The 22,662-nt window shown below is 34.3% G+C and carries 19 protein-coding genes; 12 read left to right on the forward strand and 7 right to left on the reverse strand.

Annotation, left to right across the window (positions count from 1 at the left end; translation table 11 throughout):
* The first annotated feature begins 161 nt into the window (after positions 1–161).
* From ABD792_RS16685 to ABD792_RS16710, 6 genes are all read left to right on the forward strand, one after another.
* Positions 162–4,502: a CusA/CzcA family heavy metal efflux RND transporter gene (locus tag ABD792_RS16685; RefSeq protein ID WP_345007507.1), complete on the forward strand. Its 4,341-nt coding sequence runs from the start codon at positions 162–164 to the stop codon at positions 4,500–4,502.
* Between the two features lie 25 nt (positions 4,503–4,527).
* Positions 4,528–5,733: an efflux RND transporter periplasmic adaptor subunit gene (locus ABD792_RS16690; protein WP_345007508.1), complete on the forward strand. Its 1,206-nt coding sequence runs from the start codon at positions 4,528–4,530 to the stop codon at positions 5,731–5,733.
* 250 nt (positions 5,734–5,983) lie between these two features.
* Positions 5,984–7,537, forward strand: coding sequence for a DEAD/DEAH box helicase (locus ABD792_RS16695; RefSeq protein WP_345007509.1), 1,554 nt, complete (start codon positions 5,984–5,986; stop codon positions 7,535–7,537).
* A 243-nt stretch (positions 7,538–7,780) separates the two neighbouring features.
* On the forward strand, positions 7,781–8,236 hold the full coding sequence (locus ABD792_RS16700; protein ID WP_345007510.1) for a cold-shock protein: 456 nt from the start codon (positions 7,781–7,783) through the stop codon (positions 8,234–8,236).
* 61 nt (positions 8,237–8,297) lie between these two features.
* Complete coding sequence (locus ABD792_RS16705) at positions 8,298–9,212, forward strand: EamA family transporter (protein WP_345007511.1); 915 nt, start codon at positions 8,298–8,300, stop codon at positions 9,210–9,212.
* A 16-nt stretch (positions 9,213–9,228) separates the two neighbouring features.
* Positions 9,229–10,047, forward strand: a complete 819-nt coding sequence (locus tag ABD792_RS16710) for a DMT family transporter (RefSeq protein ID WP_345007512.1) — start codon at positions 9,229–9,231, stop codon at positions 10,045–10,047.
* Here the strand turns inward: ABD792_RS16710 and ABD792_RS16715 are convergent.
* The 6 genes from ABD792_RS16715 to ABD792_RS16740 all read right to left on the reverse strand — a co-directional run bounded on the left by ABD792_RS16715 (position 10,044) and on the right by ABD792_RS16740 (position 13,929).
* Entirely contained in the window at positions 10,044–10,775 is a 732-nt protein-coding gene (locus tag ABD792_RS16715; RefSeq protein ID WP_345007513.1) for a GIN domain-containing protein, read from the reverse strand. The genes ABD792_RS16710 and ABD792_RS16715 overlap by 4 nt on opposite strands.
* A gap of 28 nt (positions 10,776–10,803) precedes the next feature.
* On the reverse strand, positions 10,804–10,959 hold the full coding sequence (locus ABD792_RS16720; RefSeq protein WP_345007514.1) for a hypothetical protein: 156 nt from the start codon (positions 10,957–10,959) through the stop codon (positions 10,804–10,806).
* A 42-nt stretch (positions 10,960–11,001) separates the two neighbouring features.
* Positions 11,002–11,658 (reverse strand): hypothetical protein, encoded by a 657-nt coding sequence (locus ABD792_RS16725; protein ID WP_345007515.1) that lies wholly within the window; start codon positions 11,656–11,658, stop codon positions 11,002–11,004.
* A 111-nt stretch (positions 11,659–11,769) separates the two neighbouring features.
* Positions 11,770–12,849, reverse strand: a complete 1,080-nt coding sequence (locus ABD792_RS16730) for a hypothetical protein (protein WP_345007516.1) — start codon at positions 12,847–12,849, stop codon at positions 11,770–11,772.
* Positions 12,839–13,384 carry a hypothetical protein gene (locus tag ABD792_RS16735; protein WP_345007517.1) on the reverse strand — a complete coding sequence of 182 codons (546 nt, stop codon included), beginning with the start codon at positions 13,382–13,384 and terminating at the stop codon, positions 12,839–12,841. The genes ABD792_RS16730 and ABD792_RS16735 overlap by 11 nt, the downstream gene beginning before the upstream one ends.
* Entirely contained in the window at positions 13,384–13,929 is a 546-nt protein-coding gene (locus ABD792_RS16740; RefSeq protein ID WP_345007518.1) for an RNA polymerase sigma factor, read from the reverse strand. The genes ABD792_RS16735 and ABD792_RS16740 overlap by 1 nt, the downstream gene beginning before the upstream one ends.
* A 268-nt stretch (positions 13,930–14,197) precedes the next feature.
* Here ABD792_RS16740 and ABD792_RS16745 point away from each other — a divergent pair, with 268 nt between their 5' ends.
* A complete protein-coding gene (locus ABD792_RS16745) occupies positions 14,198–15,202 on the forward strand; it encodes a glycosyltransferase family 9 protein (protein WP_345007519.1) in 1,005 nt (334 codons plus the stop codon).
* On the opposite strand, the gene ABD792_RS16750 is transcribed toward ABD792_RS16745, so the two are convergent.
* The gene (locus tag ABD792_RS16750; RefSeq protein ID WP_345007520.1) at positions 15,199–15,942 is read right to left on the reverse strand and encodes a slipin family protein; all 744 of its coding nucleotides are present in this window, start codon (positions 15,940–15,942) and stop codon (positions 15,199–15,201) included. The two genes, ABD792_RS16745 and ABD792_RS16750, sit on opposite strands and share 4 nt — an antisense overlap.
* 210 nt (positions 15,943–16,152) lie before the next feature.
* Here ABD792_RS16750 and ABD792_RS16755 point away from each other — a divergent pair, with 210 nt between their 5' ends.
* The 5 genes from ABD792_RS16755 to ABD792_RS16775 all read left to right on the forward strand — a co-directional run bounded on the left by ABD792_RS16755 (position 16,153) and on the right by ABD792_RS16775 (position 22,468).
* Complete coding sequence (locus ABD792_RS16755) at positions 16,153–16,968, forward strand: AraC family transcriptional regulator (protein ID WP_345007521.1); 816 nt, start codon at positions 16,153–16,155, stop codon at positions 16,966–16,968.
* A gap of 203 nt (positions 16,969–17,171) precedes the next feature.
* Positions 17,172–19,700: a TonB-dependent receptor gene (locus tag ABD792_RS16760; RefSeq protein WP_345007522.1), complete on the forward strand. Its 2,529-nt coding sequence runs from the start codon at positions 17,172–17,174 to the stop codon at positions 19,698–19,700.
* Positions 19,701–20,139: 439 nt separating this feature from the next.
* Complete coding sequence (locus ABD792_RS16765) at positions 20,140–20,751, forward strand: Crp/Fnr family transcriptional regulator (RefSeq protein ID WP_345007523.1); 612 nt, start codon at positions 20,140–20,142, stop codon at positions 20,749–20,751.
* A gap of 560 nt (positions 20,752–21,311) precedes the next feature.
* Positions 21,312–21,866: a DUF4251 domain-containing protein gene (locus ABD792_RS16770; RefSeq protein ID WP_345007524.1), complete on the forward strand. Its 555-nt coding sequence runs from the start codon at positions 21,312–21,314 to the stop codon at positions 21,864–21,866.
* A gap of 41 nt (positions 21,867–21,907) precedes the next feature.
* Complete coding sequence (locus tag ABD792_RS16775) at positions 21,908–22,468, forward strand: 2'-5' RNA ligase family protein (RefSeq protein WP_345007525.1); 561 nt, start codon at positions 21,908–21,910, stop codon at positions 22,466–22,468.
* Positions 22,469–22,662 lie beyond the last annotated feature (194 nt).

The following is a 22,662-nucleotide window of genomic DNA, read 5'->3' on the forward strand; positions in this document are numbered from 1 at the left end:
TAACGGTGAATTTTCGACTAAAAAACTTCTCGGTACAAAATTCTCCCAGAATTTTTTACTTAAAGTGATATCTCGAGACTTAAACAAGATTCACACTGATTAGATAGAATTTAGATGTGTAAAAAAGACACATTTTTTAATTGAATTAAAAACTTAAATTAATGATTAATAAACTTATTGAGTTTTCAATCAATAACAAGTTTGTTATTGCGTTGTTCACTTTAGCATTAGTAATTGGTGGTATTTATAGTGTTAAACAAGTTCCTATTGACGCTGTTCCTGATATAACCAATAATCAAGTACAAATTATAACCCAAGCTCCCAATTTGGGAACTGAAGATATTGAACAATTTGTAACATATCCGATAGAGGTAGCTGTTGCAAATTTACCTGAAGTTACCGAAATACGTTCTGTTTCACGTTTTGGACTTTCAGTTGTTACCATCGTTTTTAGTGACGATCTGGACACCTATTTACCTAGGCAGTTGGTGTCTGAAAAACTAAGTGAGATTAAGGCCAATATTCCTGAAGGCTTTGGAGAACCCTTTATGGGGCCTATATCAACCGGTTTAGGGGAAATTTATCAATATACCTTAGAAGTAGCTCCCGAGTTTAAAGACCAATACAGTACAACGGACTTGCGTACCATACAAGACTGGATTATTCGCAGGCAAATGGCAATGGTTCCAGGCGTTGTAGAAGTCAATGCTTTTGGAGGTGCTATAAAACAGTACGAGGTCACCATCGATCCCAATGAGCTTAAAGCGATCAATTTGTCCATAAGCGACGTTTACCAAGCACTCGAAAACAACAATCAAAATACAGGTGGTGCCTATATCGAAAAGAACCATCAAGCCAATTTTATAAGGGGAGAAGGTTTAGCACGTACCATAGAAGACATCAAGGATATTGTCATTACCAACAAAAGTGGTATTCCTATTCGCATTAAAGATATAGGAACCGTTAAGTTTGGAAGTGCCATACGGTACGGTGCCTTGACTAAGAATGGAGAGGGAGAAGCCGTAGGCGGAATGATTTTAATGTTAAAAGGTGCCAGTTCTAATGCTGTTATTGCATCTGTAAGGACCCGCATAGACGAAATTCAAAAATCACTTCCCGATGGCGTTAGTATTAAGCCTTTTTTAGACAGAAGTACCTTAATATCCAGTACAACAAAAACTGTAACAAACAATCTGGTTGAAGGCGCCTTAATCGTCATCTTTATTTTAGTCTTTTTCTTAGGGAATTGGCGAGGTGGTCTTATAGTGGCATCAACTATCCCGTTGTCACTTCTATTTGCATTTATTTTAATGCATGCATTTGATGTTTGGGCAAATTTAATGAGCCTTGGGGCCATTGATTTCGGAATCATTGTAGATGGCGCTGTAATTATTGTTGAGAGCACTGTTTTTTTTCTTTTTCAAAGAATGAAAAAAACGGGGAGTATTTCCCGAGATGCGAGAGACAAAACAACCTATACGGCAGCTTCAAAAATGATGAATACCGCTTTTTTTGGGCAATTTATTATTCTTATAGTGTTTTTACCTATTCTTGCCCTAGAGGGAATTGAGGGTAAAATGTTCATTCCTATGGCATTAACTTTTAGCTTCGCTATGATTGGAGCTATGATCCTGTGCCTCACCTATGTACCAATGATTACTTCGGTCTTTTTAAAAATTCCGAATAACAAAAAGCAGTATTGGGGAGACACAATAGTACATTGGTTAGAAAGCATATACGAAAAGAGTTTAAAAATGGTGCTAAAGCGGTCTAAAATTATTGTTGTCTCGGCTATATCGCTATTTGCTATTACGATATTTGCATTTACTAAAATGGGAGGTGAATTCATACCGCAATTAGATGAGGGTGACATAGCATTTCATGCTATTTTAAAACCAGGAAGTTCCTTGTCTGAAACCATAAAAACTACAACAAAAATTGAGAAAATAATAAAGGATAATTTCCCAGAAGCCATAGATGTTATAAGTAGAATAGGCGTTGCAGACGTGCCTACAGATCCTATGCCTATGGATATTTCTGATGTGTTTATTATACTAAAACCAATATCGGAATGGGAAAGTGCCACTTCAAAAGAAGACCTTATCACAAAAATCAAGGAAAGGCTTGAGCAGTTACCGGGCATTAATTATGAATTCACCCAACCTATCGAAATGCGCTTTAATGAACTTATTACGGGCGTACGCGAAGATATCGCTGTAAAATTGTATGGCGACAACCTGGCCATTTTAGCCCAAAAAGCAGAAGAAATAGGTAAGCTCATTGCAAATGTAGAAGGAGTCGCCGATATGAAAGTTGAAGCTACTTCGGGGCAACCACAAATAACCATTCAGTACGATAGAAAAAAAGTAGCGCAATATGGTCTGCAAATAAACAGTTTAAACAATTTAATACAAACCGCTTTTGCTGGGGGTGTAGCAGGAACCATTTTTGAAGGAGAAAAACGCTTCGATTTGGTTGTACGCTTAAAAGAAGAGCTTCGTCAAGATTTAAGCAGTGTTAAAAATTTATTTGTAAGCTTACCCAATGGAACACAAATTCCTTTAAAGGAAGTTGCGACCATTAGCTACAAGCCTGGCCCTATGCAAATAAGTCGCGACAATACCAACCGTCGAACTTATGTCGGTATTAATGTACGAGGACGCGATATAAAATCTTTAGTTGCTGAGATAAGGCAAAAAATAGAAACCAATATCGATTTACCTGCTGGGTACTATGTACGTTACGGTGGTGCTTTTGAGAATTTAGAACGGGCAACGGCAAAATTGGAAACGGTAGTCCCAATTGCCCTTGGGCTCATTTTTGTACTCATCTTTTTTGCCCTAAAATCCATTAAGCAAACGGTTATGATTTATATGGCAATTCCACTGGCCACTATTGGCGGTGTGTTTTCGTTACTGCTACGAAATATGCCTTTTAGTATTTCGGCAGGAGTTGGATTTATTGTGCTTTTTGGTGTAGCCGTTTTAAATGGTTTGGTACTTATTAGTGGATTTAATGAATTAAAAGAAGAAGGCGTGACCAATATTAATGAACGTATTCGCATTGGAACCCGAAGACGTATACGTCCTATACTCTTAACAGCGTTAACTGACATGCTAGGGTTCTTACCAATGGCTTTGTCTACAACTTCGGGAGCCGAAGTACAACGTCCTTTGGCTACGGTAGTAATAGGAGGCCTGCTAACATCAACATTATTAACCTTGTTTATTATCCCTATTTTGTATAGATGGATTGAACAGCAAGAATATAAGCGAATGAAGTTTATAAAACCAAATGCTACTATCGCCACAATAGTACTCTTTTGTTTTGCCTATGCTTCACAAGCACAACAGCAAAAGCTTTCTATGGAAGAAGCAACTGCTATTGCTATTGAAAATTATCCATCTTTAAAAGCTTCTAGATTTAAGCTTGAAAAAGAAAAAGCGCTAAAAGCTACTGCTTGGGATTTTGGAAACACCAGTATTTTTACTTCAGGAGAAGAAATCGGCCCGGGAGAAGATGCTACTTATACCTCTATTGGCATAGGTCAGAACAACATAAATGTCTTTGGGATAGCTCCAAAAAACAAATTAGCCAAAGCGCAAATTGATTTAGCTTCGATTAATGTTACACTAAGTATAATGGAGCTAGAGCGTAATGTGAAAACAGCTTGGACAAAGGCTTTCTCCACTAAAAAAACTTATGAATCTTATAAAGAGATCGACTCTGTGTTTTCGGGTCTAAAGAAAGCGGTTGATCTGCGATATAAAACCGAAGCCATTTCAAAACTGGAATACAATGCTACTGTTAACCAAGGACGCTTAATACAAATCCAAAAGGAACAAGCTTATGTAGAATACCAAATGGCACTTCAGGAACTAAATCAATGGTTGGCTACAGATCAAATGTTTTACGATGTAGCAACAACCAAACTCGATGCTTTTAACGATGCATCTTTAATTTCTGAACCAACATTACAAGAACATCCCTTAATAGGATACTGGCAAGTAGAATTACAAGCAGCTAAGGCTAAGTACAAAGTTGCCAATTCGCAATTTCTACCAAAGCTCTCAGGGCAGTACGGGTTTCAGAAAATAGGAGAGCAATCAGGTTTTAACAGTTATCAAGTAGGCATTCAAATTCCTCTTATCTTTAATAAGGCAAAAGGAGAGAGCAAGGCTGCTAAATTAGATATAGACATTATAGATGAAAATAATAAGCAAAAAGAACTGCAATTAAAAAATGCTTTTAACTCCATTAGTTTACAGTTTAAACAATCCTTGCAAAATTGGTTATACTACAAGGAAGAAGGCTTAGTCATAGCAGCTGAACAACGCAATGGCACTGTCCTGTCTTATAAAGAAGGCTCTATAGATTACGTTACATTATTGCAAAACATAAAAACTGCCATAGAGCTGGAGTTAGATGCTTGGAAAGCACTTCAAAACTATTTAGAGAGCAAAATACAATTAGAATATTTTTTAGCTTCAAATGACAACTAAGAAGTCCATATTAAAATCCCAACAGATGAAAAAAATAAGTTTATATAGTTTAGCAATGCTAACATTAATGGTTATGTTAATAGCATGCAAAAAAGGAGATCATAAGCATGATGCCGATGGTAATCATATTGAAAACGTTGGCGAAACGTCAGACCAGCACGAAGACCATGAAGAGTCACTAAAGCTCACTCAAGCTCAGATAGGTGCCCTAAACATCGTCATCGATACGGTTTCGATGCGTAATATGAGTGGTGAAATCCAGGTAAATGGTGAATTGGGAGTTCCTCCCCAAAATGAGGCTATAGTAACCACAACGATGGGAGCCAATATCCATAGCATAAAGGTTGTTGAAGGTGATAAGGTGATAAAAGGACAAATACTGGCTTATATAAGTCACCCTGATATTATTGCTTTACAAACCGATTATTTACAAACCAAGAACCAACTTAACTTCTTGGAGAAAGACTATTTGCGTCAAAAAAAATTATACGATGCCAACGTAGGTTCAGGACGTGATTACCAACAAGCAAAATCGGTATATCTTAGCACTCAAGGTCTTGTGAAAGGCTATGAAAGTCAATTAAAGCTTTTAGGCCTAAGCCCGAAAGCAATAGAAGCAGGCAAGATTTTGGAAACAGCTCCAGTAAAGAGTACCATTGATGGTTTTATTGAAAAGGTTAAAATAAAAACAGGGCAATATGTGCAACCACAAACTGCATTGTTTGAGGTTGTTAATCCTGAGCACATTCATTTAGACCTAATGGTGTTTGAAAAAGATATTAGTAAAGTTAAAAACGAACAATTAGTAAGGTTCAAGGTAGAAGCATTGGGAGACAAGGAAATGACCGCTAAAATTTATGCCATTGGAAAGTCGTTTGAAGCAGGACCAAAAGCACTACACATTCATGCTGAAATAGAAAACAAGGACAAAAATTTAATTCCAGGTATGTATGTTAATGCACAAATTCTTACCGAAGCCAAATTGGAACAAGCTTTGCCTGATAAAGCCATATTTCAGGAAGGCGACAAACACTATGTGTTTATTGCTAGAAAGGATAGGAATGAAGGATGGCTCTTTAGTCCTCAAGAAGTCATATTAAATTACTCAAGCAGTGGATATACAGCATTTAGCTTTAAAGATCCTATTCCTAATAATACCTTGGTAGCCCAAAACGGTGCTTATTATTTAATGGCAGAAATGAAGAAAAGTGAGGCCGAACACTCACATTAAATTCTCAATTAATAAAGAAGCCCTTTTGAACACAAACAAAAGGGCTTCCCTTATGTGTTTACTTTAATTGTTTTTCTAATTTTAGGCAGTTAAAATAATCATTCCACTGGGTGTTTAATGCGTATTTCAACCATGTTGGTTTCATTTTATTCTTTTCTGATTAAAATTAATTTCATCAACATTTTTTTGAAAAACATTCGTTATAAACGCCTCAAAGGTGTTATTTTTGCACGCTACAAAAATGTGTTGCATGCCTATATCAAAGACAGAATTAGAAGAGAGAAAAACTGGTAAAGATTTATATAGTTATCAAAAAGGAGCTATTAGTAAAATTTTTAAAAGTTTTGAAGAGTCGCCAGATGACTATCATTTATTGTACCAGTTACCAACAGGAGGAGGGAAAACGGTTATCTTTTCTGAGATTGTAAGACAATATTTAAAACACCATAAAAAGAAGGTGCTCATCATGACGCACCGCATTGAACTTTGTAAGCAAACATCTAATATGCTTACTGAGTTTAGCGTAGTAAATAAAGTTATTGACAGCAAAGCAGATTTAAGCGATCAAGCTAATTACAGCTGTTTTGTAGCTATGGTCGAAACCTTAAACAACAGGCTTAATGATGATAAATTAGATATTTCGGATGTAGGCTTGGTAATTATTGATGAGGCTCATTACAATTCATTTACAAAATTATTCAAATTTTTTAGCCAATCATTTATTTTAGGTGTTACGGCAACACCTTTAAGTTCTAGCATGGAGTTGCCAATGACCGATAATTATGATGAGCTGATTGTTGGTGAAAGTATTGAATCCCTAATTCAAAATGGCTTCTTAGCTCGAGCTGAAATGTTTTCGTACAATGTAGGACTTACATCCCTTGTTGTAGGAGCCAACGGGGATTATACGGTTAAATCTTCAGAAGATCTATATACCGATAGCGATATGCTTAGTAAATTATTGCTTGCCTACGAAGAGCGAAGTAAAGGTAAGAAAACGTTAATTTTCAACAATGGGATTAACACTTCACTGCATGTTTACGACACTTTTAGAAGAGCTGGATACCCAGTTGCTCATTTAGATAATACAAATACAAAGAAAGAACGTGCTCAAATACTAAAATGGTTTAGAAAAACCCCGGACGCTATACTTACTTCGGTAAGTATATTAACTACCGGATTTGATGAACCCACTGTGGAAAGCATCATTTTAAACCGCGCAACTAAGTCTTTAACCCTCTATTACCAAATGATTGGTCGCGGATCCCGCGTATTAAAAAATAAAAACACCTTTTCTGTTATAGATTTAGGTAATAACTTCCACCGTTTTGGGCCTTGGGGAGAAGATTTGGACTGGCAACGCATTTTTAGATCCCCTAATTATTACTTAGATTCTTTACTGAGCGACGAGGATATAGAGAGTAATTTTAGATATGAAATGCCTGAAGAAGTACGAAGTGAATTTGCTAATTCCAAAGAGGTTTATTTCGATATCCAAAAAACCTATGTAAACTCCATTAGAAATGGGGAGTCTTCTAAAGTTGTTTTAGAACGATCTATAGAACAACATGCCAAGATATGTATTGAAAACAGTGAGGATGTTTACGACGCCTTACTATTAGCCAAACTATTAGGTGACGATATCGATTACAGGATAAAGCGATATACCAAGTGTATTAGTAAAAGCACCTTTAACTTTGTAGAATGGCTTAAGGGAGATTATCGAAAAAAATTAAATAGTTATTTACGTTCAAATTTTGAAGAGGTTTTTGAAGAAGTACACGGCTATGCCCCTAAAGAATAATAACTGATTTTTATTTTACCGCTATTTGGCAATAAGCTACAAAATAAGGCGTATCTTTACATTTTGTTAAAGTGTTGTGTGCCAATATTGTTTTATTTAATGGTGTAAAAGTGCATTCCTTATAGATGAGGCATATTTAATAATCTTTAGCAACGCCTTAAACATTCTCTAAAATAGGAGAATTGGATGTCCAAGGTAGACCATTTATTTTAAACAACTAACAACAACCTTCTCCTATATACTATGGCAAAATCTCAAGTAACATTTAACAAAATTGAAAAAGAAAAAAAGCGCTTAAAAAAACGCGAAGAAAAGCAAAGGAAAAAAGAAGCTCGTAAAGCAGAAGCAAAGGCTACGGGCCAAAAAGGTATTCAATTTGCTTATGTTGACCATAACGGAAATTTAACCGATACGCCTCCAGACCCCAACATGAAAGTAAAAGTAGAAGCTGAAAAAATAGAATTAGGCATTCCCAAAAAGGAAGATAGAGAGGAAGTAGATCCTGTCGACAAACAAGGAAAAGTTTCCTTTTTTGATCATTCCAAAGGCTTTGGTTTTATTATTGACAGCATAAACCAAGAAAAATATTTTGTACACGTTAGTGGTCTATTAGAGCCTGTAGAAGAAAATGATACTGTTACTTACGAATTAGAACGTGGACAAAAAGGCATGAATGCTGTACGAGTTAAAAAACTCTAGTTTATTCTTTACAGGTACAATTACTCACACTTTTGCGATTACTCTATTATAAATAATTAGTATGGGTCTTTCGAGAAAAACAATCCTCATAATATTAGCCTTTTTTGCCATTTACGTTATTTGGGGATCAACTTACCTTTTAAATAAAATTGCGGTTACAGAAATAGCACCATTGTATTTGTCTGGCATCCGATTTATTGTCGCAGGTAGTATTATTTTTATCATAGCCAAATTCATGAAACTTAATCTCAGTGTATCCCGAGAGCAATTGATAAATTCTTGCATTGCCGGTATGTTGTTTCTCGGAATAGGTAATGGTCTGTTTGTATGGGCTCTAAGATACGTAGATAGTGGTTTTGCTGCATTAGAAGCTTCCACACAGCCTATCATGATTTTGGTTCTTATGCGTTTGTTTGATGGAAAAAAAATAAAAACACGCTCTATCATTGGTGTTCTGTGTGGTATTTTAGGGATTTACTTGTTAGTTAGCCAAAGAGGTTTTACAAGTAACGAGAACAGTATTATTGGTATTTGCATGATCTTTATATGTGTTATTAGTTGGAGCTGTGCCAGTATATTTGTCTCTAAAGCTACTTTACCTAAGAACTTTTTTATTAATGCAGGCTATCAAATGATTACTGGTGGCATAATACTGTTTATTAGTAGCATGGTGGTAGGCGAGCAATGGCTTTCGCCTGTAGTATGGAGCCAACCAACCTTAATTTCCATGGTGTTATTGATAATTTTTGGAAGCATTGTCGCCTTTACCGCTTTTAATTATTTACTAAGAAATGTCTCTCCCGAAAAGGTTTCGACAAATGCCTATGTGAATCCTATAATTGCATTACTCTTGGGGTGGTCTATTTTAGACGAGCATATTAGCCTTCAATCAATAATTGCTGCCATTGTTTTGCTTACTGGTGTATATTTCATCAATTCAAAACGCATTGTGAGACCAAGAATTAGTGGACGTTAAAACTGCCATAAAATACATGCTTATTAGCACTTTGGCTTTTGCTTGTATGAATAGTATAGTAAAGCAATTGATCCACATTAGCGCTTATCAAATAGTTTTTTTCAGGTCTACAAGCTCATTAATTTTCACCTTTGGTTTTCTTTTAAAACATAAAATTCCAATACTGGGAAAAAACAAGAAACTATTGGTAGTTAGGGGGATAGTTGGCGTGACTTCTATGACTTTCTTTTTTTCGTCCGTAAAATATCTGCCTATTGGTACCGCAGTCTCACTACGCTATATGGCTCCTATATTTGCCGCAGTATTTGCCATATTTTTATTGAAAGAACGTGTAAAAAAGTTACAATGGATCTTTTTTTCCATGGCATTTGCTGGCGTGATAATCATAAAGGGACTGGATACACAAATAAATAGCTATGGGTTGCTTCTTGCTTTTATTTCTGCTTTGTTTAGCGGGCTGGTATATGTAGTAATAAGCAAGATAGGTAAAGGAGACCATCCTCTGGTTATCGTTAACTACTTTATGGTCATTGCTGCTTTAGTAGGGGGTAGTTTATCTATTGCTGATTGGACTACCCCCATTGGAATTGAATGGCTTTTCTTATTTAGTCTTGGTGTGTTTGGCTTTTTAGGACAAATTTACATGACCAAAGCATTTCAGATAGCATCAAATACACAAGTCGCACCATTAAAATATCTTGAAGTTATTTTTACAGTACTATTGGGTATTTCATTGTTTGGTGAAATCTATACTTTTTGGAGCCTGATAGGTATAGGAATGATTATAACTGGTTTGATTTTAAATGTAATTTACAAAGCAAAACAAAGCAATTAGTCTACTTTAATGAGTTTTGAATTGATCGATAAATCGTTATCCAATATTGTTGCATTTCCCTTATAATATAGAATACAATCGACCATTGCTTCAATCGAAATTGAACTGTTCACCGTAATATTCGCCATACAATCGGCAAACATTTTTAATTTTAAGTGCTCAACCTGTAAATTATAATTTAGAAGCTTTGTATTTGCCACAAGATCGGCCTCTAAAATATTTACGTTACCCAAAAGGTCGACTGTACTATCACTGGAAGCATCTATCTGTAAAGTATTATTAATTGCCAATTCACCTAAAAACAGGCAATCTCCCAACAATTTAATTTTAGCATTATCGGTAACTAAGGGACTTTGCAAATAAATATTAGAACTACCCACAGCTTTAAAATCAGTTAAAGCTTTAGTTGTAATATATATGTTTAAGGTACTATTGTCGTCTACGAAAATATTGTTTTGCACACGAATGTTTAGCTTATCATTTTCTACCACAGTAGTAATGTACTTGTGCAAATTACTATTGGCTTCTATGTCTATGGAAGTTTCAGTTTGTGAAAACTTTACATAAACATTAAAATTACCATTGACCTCCAAATGTGAAAAATCGGAAACATTTAAGCTCTTGGTCGTTATAACGTCACTACCCTGTACGTTTACGGTATCTATGCTACATGCATTGACTATAAGTGTCAAGAAACATAGCATGATGTATTTACTGTTCGATGTCATTTTGATTGAATTTGATGTGTGATTATATTTATTGATTCATACATTCAGAAAGCTTAAAAACGGGAATCCATTGAAAGTTAATAGGGCTCCACTCGTTTGCTGTACCATCAATGTTTATGGATACTTGATTGTTCTTTGTAAACACGTAATGGGTTTTAATTTTGTTTGATTTGTTGTTTTTCATACGTTTAAATTTTAATGATTTACCTAACTTGCTATGCTTATTTCATAAATTTTTATTTTGTTTATATCTATTACGTCCCATATTGAAAACGCCCACTTTTAAACCAATTCCTGTTGTAAATCCATTAACCCTGGTAACTGCATGCTCGGGCAAAAAATTCACCCTACTGGTAAATCTGTGTTTTACACCGGCTTCAAGCTGAATATATCTGGAAATGTTATATAAAAGGCTTATTCCTGGTTCTATAGCAAAAACGGCCTTCCAGTCGGTATCATCAACATAGGTATTATTGAAATTTTCTCTTAACAATCCAATCGCACCGCCTCCTACAAGTAATGGAAATGACAGGTTAAGCTTAGATTTTCCAAACAAAATAGGTTCAAGGTGAAGCCCTCCATAAACACCTACCAAATCCCTATCATTTTCAGATAATCCTTGAGTGTTCTGATCGGAATAAAAGCTAACAGCCTCGAATCCAACTTCAAACTGTTGGTTGGCTACGTAAGCTATTTTAAAGTCAAGTGTATAGGTGTCGGCCTTTTTAATTGTCCCGTAGCCCAAACCTATTCCAAGGTAAACACCATGAACGGTATTTTTACGGTCATTAAATTCAATATAATCACTATTTTGTTCTTGTGCATATAAACAGCCATAACAGCAAATAAGTAGCATGGTTACTTTGGTGGTAATGTGTTTCATCGTTTTTTGATTTATTGATAATGTTATTATAAGAGACAACCCAAATTGCTTAAGGTTGCATATAAAGATTCTTTTATTTATGCTTCTTGAAAGGTTTATGAGGGAAGTGCATTATTCCTTTAGTGTAATGATGCCCTTTTTCCCATTAATGTTAAAAATACCCGTAGCGCCAGACTTCCCGTAAACAACTTTTACATGTCTTATGCGTTTACTTTTATCTAATATATTAGTCTCAATATTTGTAAAAGATTTTGGCAGTCGCAAAAGGCCTTCTTCCAATTGGGCGTTAAATTGAAATGATAATCCAGAAATAGTAACACTTATATTGGATGACTCTTGATTTATATCGACCTGTGCATCCTGGTCTTTAATGTTTAGAACCCGTAACTCTGCCACTTTCATAGAAAGGTTTATTTTATGTTCCACGCTATCAAGTTGAACATTTGAGAATTGCAGATCACCAAACAAGCTCCCCACACGCTTAATTTCAATGTCGTCTTTACTGGTTTGTAATTCCAATGATGCTACTTCAGCAATTTTAATTGTACTTCCAGCAGTTTTTAAAACCAAATCTTGAGAAGTATCAACATATATCTCGCCATTTTTTAGACTGATGCTGCCATAAGTAATGGACTTTGATTTTAATTTGCCAAACTTCATATCAACAGTAGCATTGGTAATAGATTCATTAATCCAAAGGTCTCCATGTTGAATATTTGCTTTTAATCTACCTTTCCAACCATCAATAACAACATCTCCAAACTTATTTGTTAGATTAATTCCTGCTTGTTTGGGCAAATAAATGGTATAGTTTATTTCAACATTGTTCTTATCAATGTCAAATGGATTTACTTTGTTAAAGTATTTTGATAAGAACCCTGTGTTTTTTTCAGATATTTCTGAAATCACACTGATGAAATTACCCGAAACCTTAATTCTAGGTTCTATTCGGTTTAAAAGATTAAGTGCATTATCCCTTTTCTTACTTGAAACTTTAATTTCAATGCTAATGGCCATTTTATTTTCATCCCACCCATTAACTGTTATGGAACCATACTTATTGTCCAAATGCAACTCATCTGAACTGGTCATTTTAAAAGTCTTATCCATAGTGTTGGTAACAGTCTCTTGGGAAAACATGGATTGAATTACCAAAATTAAAACGACAGTCACTAAGTTTTTATAATACATAAACATCTTCATTTTGTATGTTTTTTGTCCTGTTAATTTGTTGTAGCAATTTTTCTATTAACTCTATGCGTTTTCGATAATTTATGATTATTGCTTCCAGAATACGTTCGGAATCAATGTTCTTATGAAACTCTAATTTTAGTGTTTGGTATTCTTCGTCCAATTCATCCATAAACGCAAGGAAAGTTTCTTTTTCGGCCTTAGAAAGCGTTGTGTTTTTATTGATTAACACAACTTGTTGCGCCACCAAGCCCTTGTAATGCATGTCAATATCCTGAAGTTCGTGAAAAACGATTGTTTCACTTTCCTTACTAAACTCGCTATAGAATGTATTTACTAGTAAAAACAGTCCAAAAAAGACAACAATTGACGCAGCCACTTTGATTAAAGGGTTGTTCCAAACTAAAAAGTATTTTGTCTTTTGGGGAGGTGCATTCAGCCTTGGCTCAATATTAGCCCACAGTTTGGATCTATCTGCTTTAAATTCATCAAATAAAGCCTTGTTTTTCTTTATTTCGTTTTCAAAATAATCCATCAAAATGTTTTTATAATATCTATTAATTTTTTCTTAGCTCTATGATACTGCGATTTGGAAGTTGATTGTGAAATTTCCAGTATTTCCCCAATTTCAACATGATCGTATCCTTCTATTAAATACAAGTTTAATATTTGTGCATACCCAGCTGGCAACAGTCGTATCCCTTTAATAACTTTTTTTATCTCTATGGCAATCTCCAGATCGTTATGGTAAATATCTGTTTCAACGTGGAATGATTCATTGTTAAAAGGTACTACTGGTATTTTTCGTTTTTTTAAAAAGTTAATACTTCTATTAACTACTATTCGTTTTAACCAGCTACCAAAACTACTTTGATACCTGTATGTTTCCAGTTTGTTAAATGCTTCAACAAAACTATCTTGTACAATATCTTCGGCATCTTCTTTAATGCGTACCATACGCATACTCACGTTGTACATTGCATCTACATACAGTTCAAATAGTTTATATTGGGAGTTTCGGTCTCCTTGTTTACTATTTTCTACAAGATCACTATGGATATATAATGTATTGGCTTCCAATTAACTTTTGCTAGATGTAATGTGTCTAAAAATAGTTTTATTCTTTTAGTTACTGTTATAGACAACAAAAAAAATATAGGGTTGCATCTCGGTTAAAAAATGATACTTCTTTATTTAATCGACAATCTATATTTCTCAAAATCAAAGTGTCTTTAAGCCTCTATTATGTTTGGCTGGCTCTTGTCTTATTTGTAATTTGCGCCGGTTTATAATTAGCACCCTTAAAATGTCATTTAAAATATTCATAAATAATATCCGAAGAAAAGTTATGCATAGAATTACCAAGCATATTGGCAATTCATACTCGGATCCTGAAATAGGAAGTCTTAAAAAAGAAGATATAAAAAAGGTTTTAATTATTAGGCCTAATCACAGACTGGGAAATCAATTACTATTAACTCCAATTGTTCAGGAAGTCATCAATACATTTCCTAATTGTGAAATCGATTTGTTTGTTAAAGGAGGTGTTGCCAACCCCGTATTTAAAAACTACCACCAAATTAATAAGATTATTCAATTACCCAGAAAACCTTTTAGTAATTTATTTAAATATGCAAAAGGGTGGGTGTCAATAAAAAACAAAACATACGATTTAGTTATAAATGGTGATAAAAATTCGTCATCAGGAAGGCTATTAACGCAAATTTCAAAAGCTAACTTTAAGGTCTTTGGGGACGTACACGAGGAGATTCAATTAAAATATAAAGATTACAAGCATATATCTAAATATCCTATTTATAATTTAAGACGATATTTAACAAAATTGGGCGTTTCAATTAATGATGGAACTTTACCTGTTTTAAACATAAAACTCGATACAAATGAGGTGCTAAAAGGAAAAGAAATTTTAGATGGTATTGTTAAAAATGATAAAAAAACTATTTGTATATATACCAATGCTACCGGTGATAAATGTTATTCTGAAGATTGGTGGGAAACGTTTTATGCTCGTTTGCAACAGGAATATCCAGAATATAACATTATTGAAATGTTACCTATTGAAAACATATCCAAAATAAACTTTAAAGCACCTAATTTTTACAGTAAGGATATTCGGGAAATGGGGGGCATCATTAACAATGTAGCTGTATTCATTGCTGCCGATAATGGTGTTATGCACTTGGCCAGTGCTTCCTTAACACCAACCGTTGGGTTCTTTTCGGTTACAAACCCAGATGTTTATGAACCTTATGGCAATGGCAGTAGGGCTTTAAATACCAATACAAGTGATATTGACGATTGGATTACGGCAATAAACAACATTCTCAATTAATTATTGTCCTTGGCTTTTTTGGGCAATACCTCCTCTGGGAATGGAAATAGGATAGTCGAATTCTTTTCAGCTGCGATGTTCGATAGCGTTTGGTACAACCTTAATTTAATGGCAGAAGGAGATTGATCTATTAGTTTACCTGCTTCCAGCAATTTTCCAGCAGCTTGTTCTTCTGCAAGTGCCAATATAATACGTGCTCTTCGCGAGCGTTCGGCTTCTGCTTGGTTTGCCATCATACGACGCATATTTTCTGGTAATTGTATGTCTTTAATCTTTACGTCATTAATATCAATACCCCATTCCTTGGTTTCTATTTCAACAATACGCTTAATGTTTTTCCCCATTTCTTCACGTTTGGATAAAATAGTATCCAATTCTACTTTACCACATACGTCCCGTAAGGCTGCTTGTGATAATTGGGTAATGGCAAACTTATATTCTTCAACTTCCAATACAGCACGTTCTGGATCATTAATTTTAAAGAAAACCACACCATCGATGCTACAGGGTACGTTATCCTCTGTCATGACTTCCTGAGAAACAATATTTATGGTAATAACTCTAATATCAACTATCTGAATAGTCTCTACAATAGGAATGATCCATCTAAAACCTGGTTGCAATGTTTTTATATATTTACCGAATCTAAATTTTAAAGCACGTTTATATTCATAAACAATGCGGATGCCAGATACAAGGAAGAGAATGATTATAATACTAAAAACAGACATTGAATTCATGGCTAAACTATTTTTGAAATTCTAATTTTAAACTATAAAGTAATACACGAGCTATGAAGCCCTAATATCGTAGCTGAAAAAGAATTAATCAGACTATTAATGACCATAATAAGTTACAAAAAATGTAGGACTTTATAAAATAATTGTTAAATAGGCTGGACATTCTATTTTATTTGTTTATTTGCATACATAGTAGAATGTTTATAGAACTTGCACACAACCATAGCTACATACAATAAGATTACTTCGTTAGAAAACATTAAGATAGCCCGTTTTGATGTTAGTAAGCGTTATACTAAACCTCACAGACATAACAAGTATCTAGAGTTAGTCTTCTTTAGTAAAGGCTCTGGATATCACTACATGGATTTAGAACGCTATGCTATTAAACCACCTGTTGTATTTTTAATAAAGAAAGGGGAGGTGCATCATTGGGAAATAGACACCAAACCAAAAGGCTATGTTATCATTATAAAGGAATCCTTTTTAGAGAAAACACTCGATAAACACATAAACACATTGCTATTTAAACTGGATGGCAAGCAAAAAATAAATATCCCAAAGAAAGACTTGACCATACGTAAGTTATTTAAGGTTTTGTGCCGAGAAGCCAATCACGAAAATGTTCAACAAGATATTGTAGAAGGGCTTCTAAAAGCTTTAATATCAAAAGTAGCGACTTACTCTAGTTTGGATCGTATAAAAGTAGATGCTACTGATACCGCTACTCGTTTTTTAGAAATGTTAAACCAAACCCTTAAAAACAATGTTGGTTTTTATGCAGAGTTCTTAAATATTACGCCGCAAAACCTTAATCAAATTTGTCAAAAAAAATATAAAAAAACAGCTTCGAAAGTTATTGCCGATTTTCTTATAAGGGAAGCAAAACGATTATTGGTCTACACAAACAAATCGGTGAGTGAGATTGCTTTCTATTTTGAATTTAAGGATGTTTCCCATTTTATTAAATATTTTAAAAGACATACAGGACTTACTCCTTTACAGTTTAAAAACAATCACCAATAACCTTTGTTGTTGTATTTGGTATCGACCTTAACTTTTACAAATAAACCATTTAAGTTCCTTTCGTCAGTTTATATTTGCACCTTTAAATTTGGCTCTCTTTGAAGAAAAACAAGCCAAAAACATCTTGATCCAAACAGAAATGATACATGGTGTCATTGCACCAGTAATAGTCTGACTTACAGAAAGAAAATAAAACTTGTTAAATGAAATTATTAGATACAAACACCATTAAAAATTTATTTACTGTAATAATATTTGTATTTTTTACTAATGGTTTATATGCCCAAATCTCTGGTAAGATTATAGACAATAGTAATTTGTCTCCATTAGAATATGCCACGGCTGCTCTCTACAATCAACACGATAAAAGTTTAGTAACGGGTGTAATAACTAATGCTCTAGGAGAATTTTCCATAAAAGGAATAAATACAGGAAACTATTACCTTGAAGCTTCATTTATGGGATATACTCCCAATAGAATAGCAAACATAAAAGTAAGTAAAAGAAACGAGCGTATACAATTGGACACAATAAAACTTAGTCTTGGGAATCAACTTGACGAGGTTTTGGTTAAGTCCGAACGCTCTACTGTAATACATAAAATAGACAAACAAGTATTCGACACAAAAAAATACCAAAACAGCCAGGGAGGCAATGCAGTTGATGTGATAAAGAACCTCCCTTCTGTTACCGTTGATGGACAGGGAGCTATTAGTGTGCGTGGTAGTAAAGGTTTTGCCGTACTGGTAAATGGAAAGCCTACCCAAGGCGATGCCGCCTCTATATTGGCACAACTACCGGCCAATGCCCTAGAGACTGTTGAGTTAATCACAGCTCCATCGGCAAAATACGATCCCGAAGGTAAAGGTGGGATTTTAAATATCATAACAAAAAAGGGGGCTGCCAATGGCACTTATACACAAATTAACGTTCGGGGAGGTTTCCCTTCAATAGAACCGTACGATACAAAAAAAGCGGCTCAGCGTTATGGTATGGACATTACTTTTAATTCACAAACAGACAAGTGGAATGTCTCACTTGGTACCAGCTACCAACGTAACGATAAAACAGGTAGACGAGAAGGTGAGTTGTTTATTGTAAATCAATCTGAAGACAAAATAACATTTCTACCATCAAACGGAGAACGTAGTTTTGATGAAATAAATTACAATGGAAGGTTTAACGTTGATTTTACACCCGACAAGGCCAATACATTTTCTTTGGGTTTCTTTGCAGGAAAACACACAAAGGATCGTTTGGCCGATATTGTGTATTACGACAATCATGCTGTGTCACCTATCGAAAGTGACAATCGCCTATATTCGATTGCCTATTACAATCATAATTTGCGTATTCGTAAGGGCGATTTTGCTCTGGCTAGTTTCGATTACACCCACGAGTTTGGCAATGCCTCTAAGCTAGCTACTTCTTTTTTATATGAGTACACCTTTTTAGGAGGCCCTACCGAAAACGATAATTTGGGGTATCCAGACAACAGTATTGTATATCAGCAAGAATATAACACAAATGATAATCCACTGTACGGAAAACGTTTAAATATAGATTATAAATGGAAACCATTTTCGTTCGGAACCCTAGAAACTGGATACCAATTCAGGCATTTAAATCATACAGGCGAATTTGTTTATGAGCGTGATGGTAATTTAGTACCTGAATTTTCCAGTGATATAAAATTAAAACGTACCATTCACTCAGGGTATTTACAGCTAACAGCAGCCAAAAACAAATGGGATTATGCGTTTGGCGTTAGATTGGAATCTATGGATAGGAACTATACTGAATCTTTAAAGAGTATGTCTAACCCAAATACCTACACTTACGACTTTGTTAAGTTTTTTCCATCGGCTTCATTACAATATGAAGTTAACAGCAAAACCAAACTTAAAATGGCCTACAGTAAACGTGTAGATAGGACTACCACTTTTAAAATGAACAGTTTTGCAGAACGGGAACACTCTGAAGTGTTTGAACAAGGAGACAATACTTTATTGCCGGAATTTATTGATTTGGTAGAATTTGGAATTACAAAAAAACTTAAAGGAGGTAATGCTATATATGCCACGACCTATTATCGCCATGTCGATAACGTTATAAATCGCGTTAACACCCTAGCTTATGAAGCTGGTGGTGCCGTGATAGACAGTATTCTAAACCGGGTTTATTCCAACGTTGGAAAGAGTAACGCCCTAGGGGTAGAAATAGGCGCTTCAATTAAGCCTAGCAAAAGCTGGACAACCTTTATTGGTGCTAATGTTTACGATTATACAATTGACGGTGCTCTTCAATTTAGACATAGAGATGATATTGAAAGAGCCTATAATGTGGATAGCAAATCTACCATATACTCTCTAAATATAAATTCTACTTACTCCTTTTGGGAAAATGCCAGCGTGCAGTTTTCTTTTAACTATCTATCTGATAGAAATACGGCAATGGGCGAGGATTCTAGATACTATACACCGCATTTAACCTTACGCAAAGGATTTTTAGACAATCACTTAACTGCTACCTTACAATGGCAAAATATTGATATGGGACTGTTAAATACCAATGAGCAACGCATTACAACTTCAAGACCTAATGCATTTTATACTACAACCAATTATGTTTACGAAGTGGATATGGTATCTTTAAATCTATCATATACATTTAATAAGGTTAAAAATAAAGCCAAGTTTATTGAAAGTGAGTTTGGTAAAAGGGAATTTTAACCTAAAAAAATCAGCCACAAGACAGAGTCCCAATGAGCGCTTTATATTTACATTCACAGCTATCCGAAATATAGACTTAAGACCGCTACGTTTTTAGATTTAAGAAATTAGACTGTTTTATTTTCTGTAAGTTAAAATTTCTGTCTTTTTAAGAAGTGTTTTTAGCAACGAAAAGATAGATTCTTTAAAAGTCATCATTTATGCAAAACAGATAAATGTAAAGCGCTGATGTTCAAATTATGAGTTATATCTTATCTTGCACTGAAACGATCTTGCTTTATAAGTTTTGGATACTATTGATTTACATTTTAAAAACAATTTTAAACCTCACAATCTATTTGGTAGGATTTTTTTTATTAACGCATAGTATTTTCCTAAAAATAATTCTAAAAAGCCATCATATTTGCTTACTTTAGAAGCCTATAAAATGCCCTCAAATATGTCTGATAAAAAAATATCATTTTCACTTTATTTTTTAGAAAAAATTAATCCGTTATCCCATGACTTTAAAGTATTTTACCAAAAATGTGTTAAACACGCTTACTACAAAAAGGGCGAGTTTTTAAATTCAAGTGGCACTATATGCAATAAACTTTTTTATATAAAAAAAGGTATAATAAGAGGCTTTCACATAATAGAGAAAAAAGAAATTACGACTTGGTTAAGTAGTGATAATGAATTAGTAACATCAATTACCGGGTTTTTTAAAAACACCAGTGCTAAAGAAAGTATGCAAGCTATTGAAGACACCTATGTTGAGTATCTTGAGTACAATGATTTTCAAAAGGCTCTTGATAAGTTCCCTGAAATGACCAAAATATTTACTTCTTTACTTATTGAATATTATATTCATGCTGAAAACAGAACGCTTATATCCCGTATCCCTTCTGCCAAAGGACGGTTTAATCATTTTTTAAAAGCAGGCAATGCCTTTTTACTAGACAGGGCACCCCATAAATATTTAGCTTCATTATTAAGTATGCGTCCCGAAACCTTTAGCCGCCTACTTAGTACTTATCAAATTGATCTGGTTTCAGAAATACAATCTTGATATATATCAAGAAAATAAGTATTTTATGATATTATACTTTTGATTATACCAATTAGATTATAAATTTACATCCAAAGACAAAGCCTTAAGTGGCTTTTTCTTTATTAATTACTCCAAATCTAACCATTAACTTTATAAATATCATACTTATGCTATCTCTTGTAATAGTCTCAACTACTATCTTAATAGTCACTTTTGGACTAGGTATTGGATTAGGTTACCACCTAGGCCAAAAAAGAAAAAAATCATTACGATTTTAATTAACTCTCTCTAATTACGTGTTGATGCGTTAATGGGTGTCTTAAATTTATTTTTGGGGCATCCATTTTTTATTCAGTTGAAACGAACTATCCCCGAGGCAGAGCCGTAGGGGTATACTTCGACTGCACTATTAGATTAGCATTTTTAAATTAGGGGATTCATGAATCTACGATTTCAACGGAAACCCAGAGGCTCAGCCGAAAGGAATTCTCTTCGATTAAAAAGGCATAAAAGCTTTTGTCTCGATAAATTGATATTTTTTGGTATATTTATAATTAGAGTTGTTGATTCGTTAATTAATGAAAGTAAGCGTTTTTTCCTTTATCGTAGTATCTATATTTTTTTGGACTTGTGGTCCAGGAAAGTCTGTTGCACCCGAACAGATAGAAGCTTTAAATCGGATGGTGTCCCAAAAGGACTTTACCATTGAAGTAAACGCTATTTACCCCCAAATAACAAATAGTATGCAGCAAGTGTTCAATGCTGGGCTTTTTCCCAGAGGAAGTAACCTGTCCCGTATTGATGTTAGTGCAGATGGGTATTATTTAAAAATGATGAAAGATAGTGTTGATGTATTCTTACCCTTTTATGGTGAGCGTCATTTTGGAGGGGGCTATGATTCTTCCAATACAGGGATTCAGTTCAAAGCCTTAGCAAAAAACTTAAAGATAAGTAAAAACAAGAAGTCTAACGGATATACGCTAAGATTTGATGCTTCAAAAAGAGCTGAAAACTATCAGATACAAATACACTTAACCCCAGGAACAAATACTAATATTTTAGTAAATAGCATGTCCAGAACCGGCATTATGTACACAGGGAATACCGTTTCTAAAACCGTTACTTCGGAATAGGGGGTACGTATACATAAAAATGGTGTGCTAATTTTGTATGCATGATATTAACCAATCCAAAAATATATAATTTAAGGATCGTCCCTCCAGAACCAGTATTCACAGATGTTACAGGTTTTAAGAAAACGTTTATTACGCACTTTGGCAAGCAGCCACTATCTGCTTCAAAACCACATATTACTTTAGCTGTTTTCGAAATGCGCCCACAATATCAGGATACGCTTATAAAAAGCTTTAATGCCTTATCCAATTTACAGGAATTTAGATTAGATGTGAGCAACTTTGATACGTTTAGTGGATCTAAAGCTAAAGTTTTATTGCTAAAGGTTCCTATTACAGATGCCTTAAAGCAACTACATACTCAAATTAAAATATTATGGGAACGTGATCTACACAGAAAAAAGACAAGTTTAATCGTTCCTGATATTCCACATATGACCATTTCAAAAGCCAAAGATACTGCCATGTTATATAAAGCTCTTGAACTGTTTCGAAGTATACCATATTATAACAATTTTCTTGTTACAAACTTGGTTTTAATAGCGAGAGATCCTGGTAGAACATGGGATTGGGAATACAGGATAAATTTGAAATGTGAGTAACTGTATCGTTAGGGGTTAGTACTTTATTACGGCGCTATTTATCAATCACTTACTATTTAAAATAGTTGTTGTTTCAGAATTTTATGATTAAATTTATGGGATAACTGCTCCATTTAATACAACAATGAATGACCCCGCAGCAAGCTGACGAGGTATCTCAATTATTCAAATAGTCTCAATTGACTTGAATGAAT

This window comes from Snuella lapsa (assembly GCF_039539345.1).
GTDB lineage: Bacteria > Bacteroidota > Bacteroidia > Flavobacteriales > Flavobacteriaceae > Snuella > Snuella lapsa.

Bases quoted from the DNA above. Each gene is read 5' to 3' on its own strand.
- ABD792_RS16770 (WP_345007524.1), top strand. From the start codon at position 21,312: ATGAAAGTAAGCGTTTTTTCCTTTATCGTAGTATCTATATTTTTTTGG.
- ABD792_RS16720 (WP_345007514.1), bottom strand. From the start codon at position 10,959: ATGAAAAACAACAAATCAAACAAAATTAAAACCCATTACGTGTTTACA.
- ABD792_RS16735 (WP_345007517.1), bottom strand. From the start codon at position 13,384: ATGGATTATTTTGAAAACGAAATAAAGAAAAACAAGGCTTTATTTGAT.
- ABD792_RS16705 (WP_345007511.1), top strand. From the start codon at position 8,298: ATGGGTCTTTCGAGAAAAACAATCCTCATAATATTAGCCTTTTTTGCC.
- ABD792_RS16745 (WP_345007519.1), top strand. From the start codon at position 14,198: ATGCATAGAATTACCAAGCATATTGGCAATTCATACTCGGATCCTGAA.
- ABD792_RS16765 (WP_345007523.1), top strand. From the start codon at position 20,140: ATGTCTGATAAAAAAATATCATTTTCACTTTATTTTTTAGAAAAAATT.
- ABD792_RS16685 (WP_345007507.1), top strand. From the start codon at position 162: ATGATTAATAAACTTATTGAGTTTTCAATCAATAACAAGTTTGTTATT.
- ABD792_RS16760 (WP_345007522.1), top strand. From the start codon at position 17,172: ATGAAATTATTAGATACAAACACCATTAAAAATTTATTTACTGTAATA.
- ABD792_RS16730 (WP_345007516.1), bottom strand. From the start codon at position 12,849: ATGTATTATAAAAACTTAGTGACTGTCGTTTTAATTTTGGTAATTCAA.
- ABD792_RS16695 (WP_345007509.1), top strand. From the start codon at position 5,984: ATGCCTATATCAAAGACAGAATTAGAAGAGAGAAAAACTGGTAAAGAT.
- ABD792_RS16725 (WP_345007515.1), bottom strand. From the start codon at position 11,658: ATGAAACACATTACCACCAAAGTAACCATGCTACTTATTTGCTGTTAT.
- ABD792_RS16700 (WP_345007510.1), top strand. From the start codon at position 7,781: ATGGCAAAATCTCAAGTAACATTTAACAAAATTGAAAAAGAAAAAAAG.
- ABD792_RS16775 (WP_345007525.1), top strand. From the start codon at position 21,908: ATGATATTAACCAATCCAAAAATATATAATTTAAGGATCGTCCCTCCA.
- ABD792_RS16690 (WP_345007508.1), top strand. From the start codon at position 4,528: ATGAAAAAAATAAGTTTATATAGTTTAGCAATGCTAACATTAATGGTT.
- ABD792_RS16710 (WP_345007512.1), top strand. From the start codon at position 9,229: ATGCTTATTAGCACTTTGGCTTTTGCTTGTATGAATAGTATAGTAAAG.
- ABD792_RS16715 (WP_345007513.1), bottom strand. From the start codon at position 10,775: ATGACATCGAACAGTAAATACATCATGCTATGTTTCTTGACACTTATA.
- ABD792_RS16750 (WP_345007520.1), bottom strand. From the start codon at position 15,942: ATGAATTCAATGTCTGTTTTTAGTATTATAATCATTCTCTTCCTTGTA.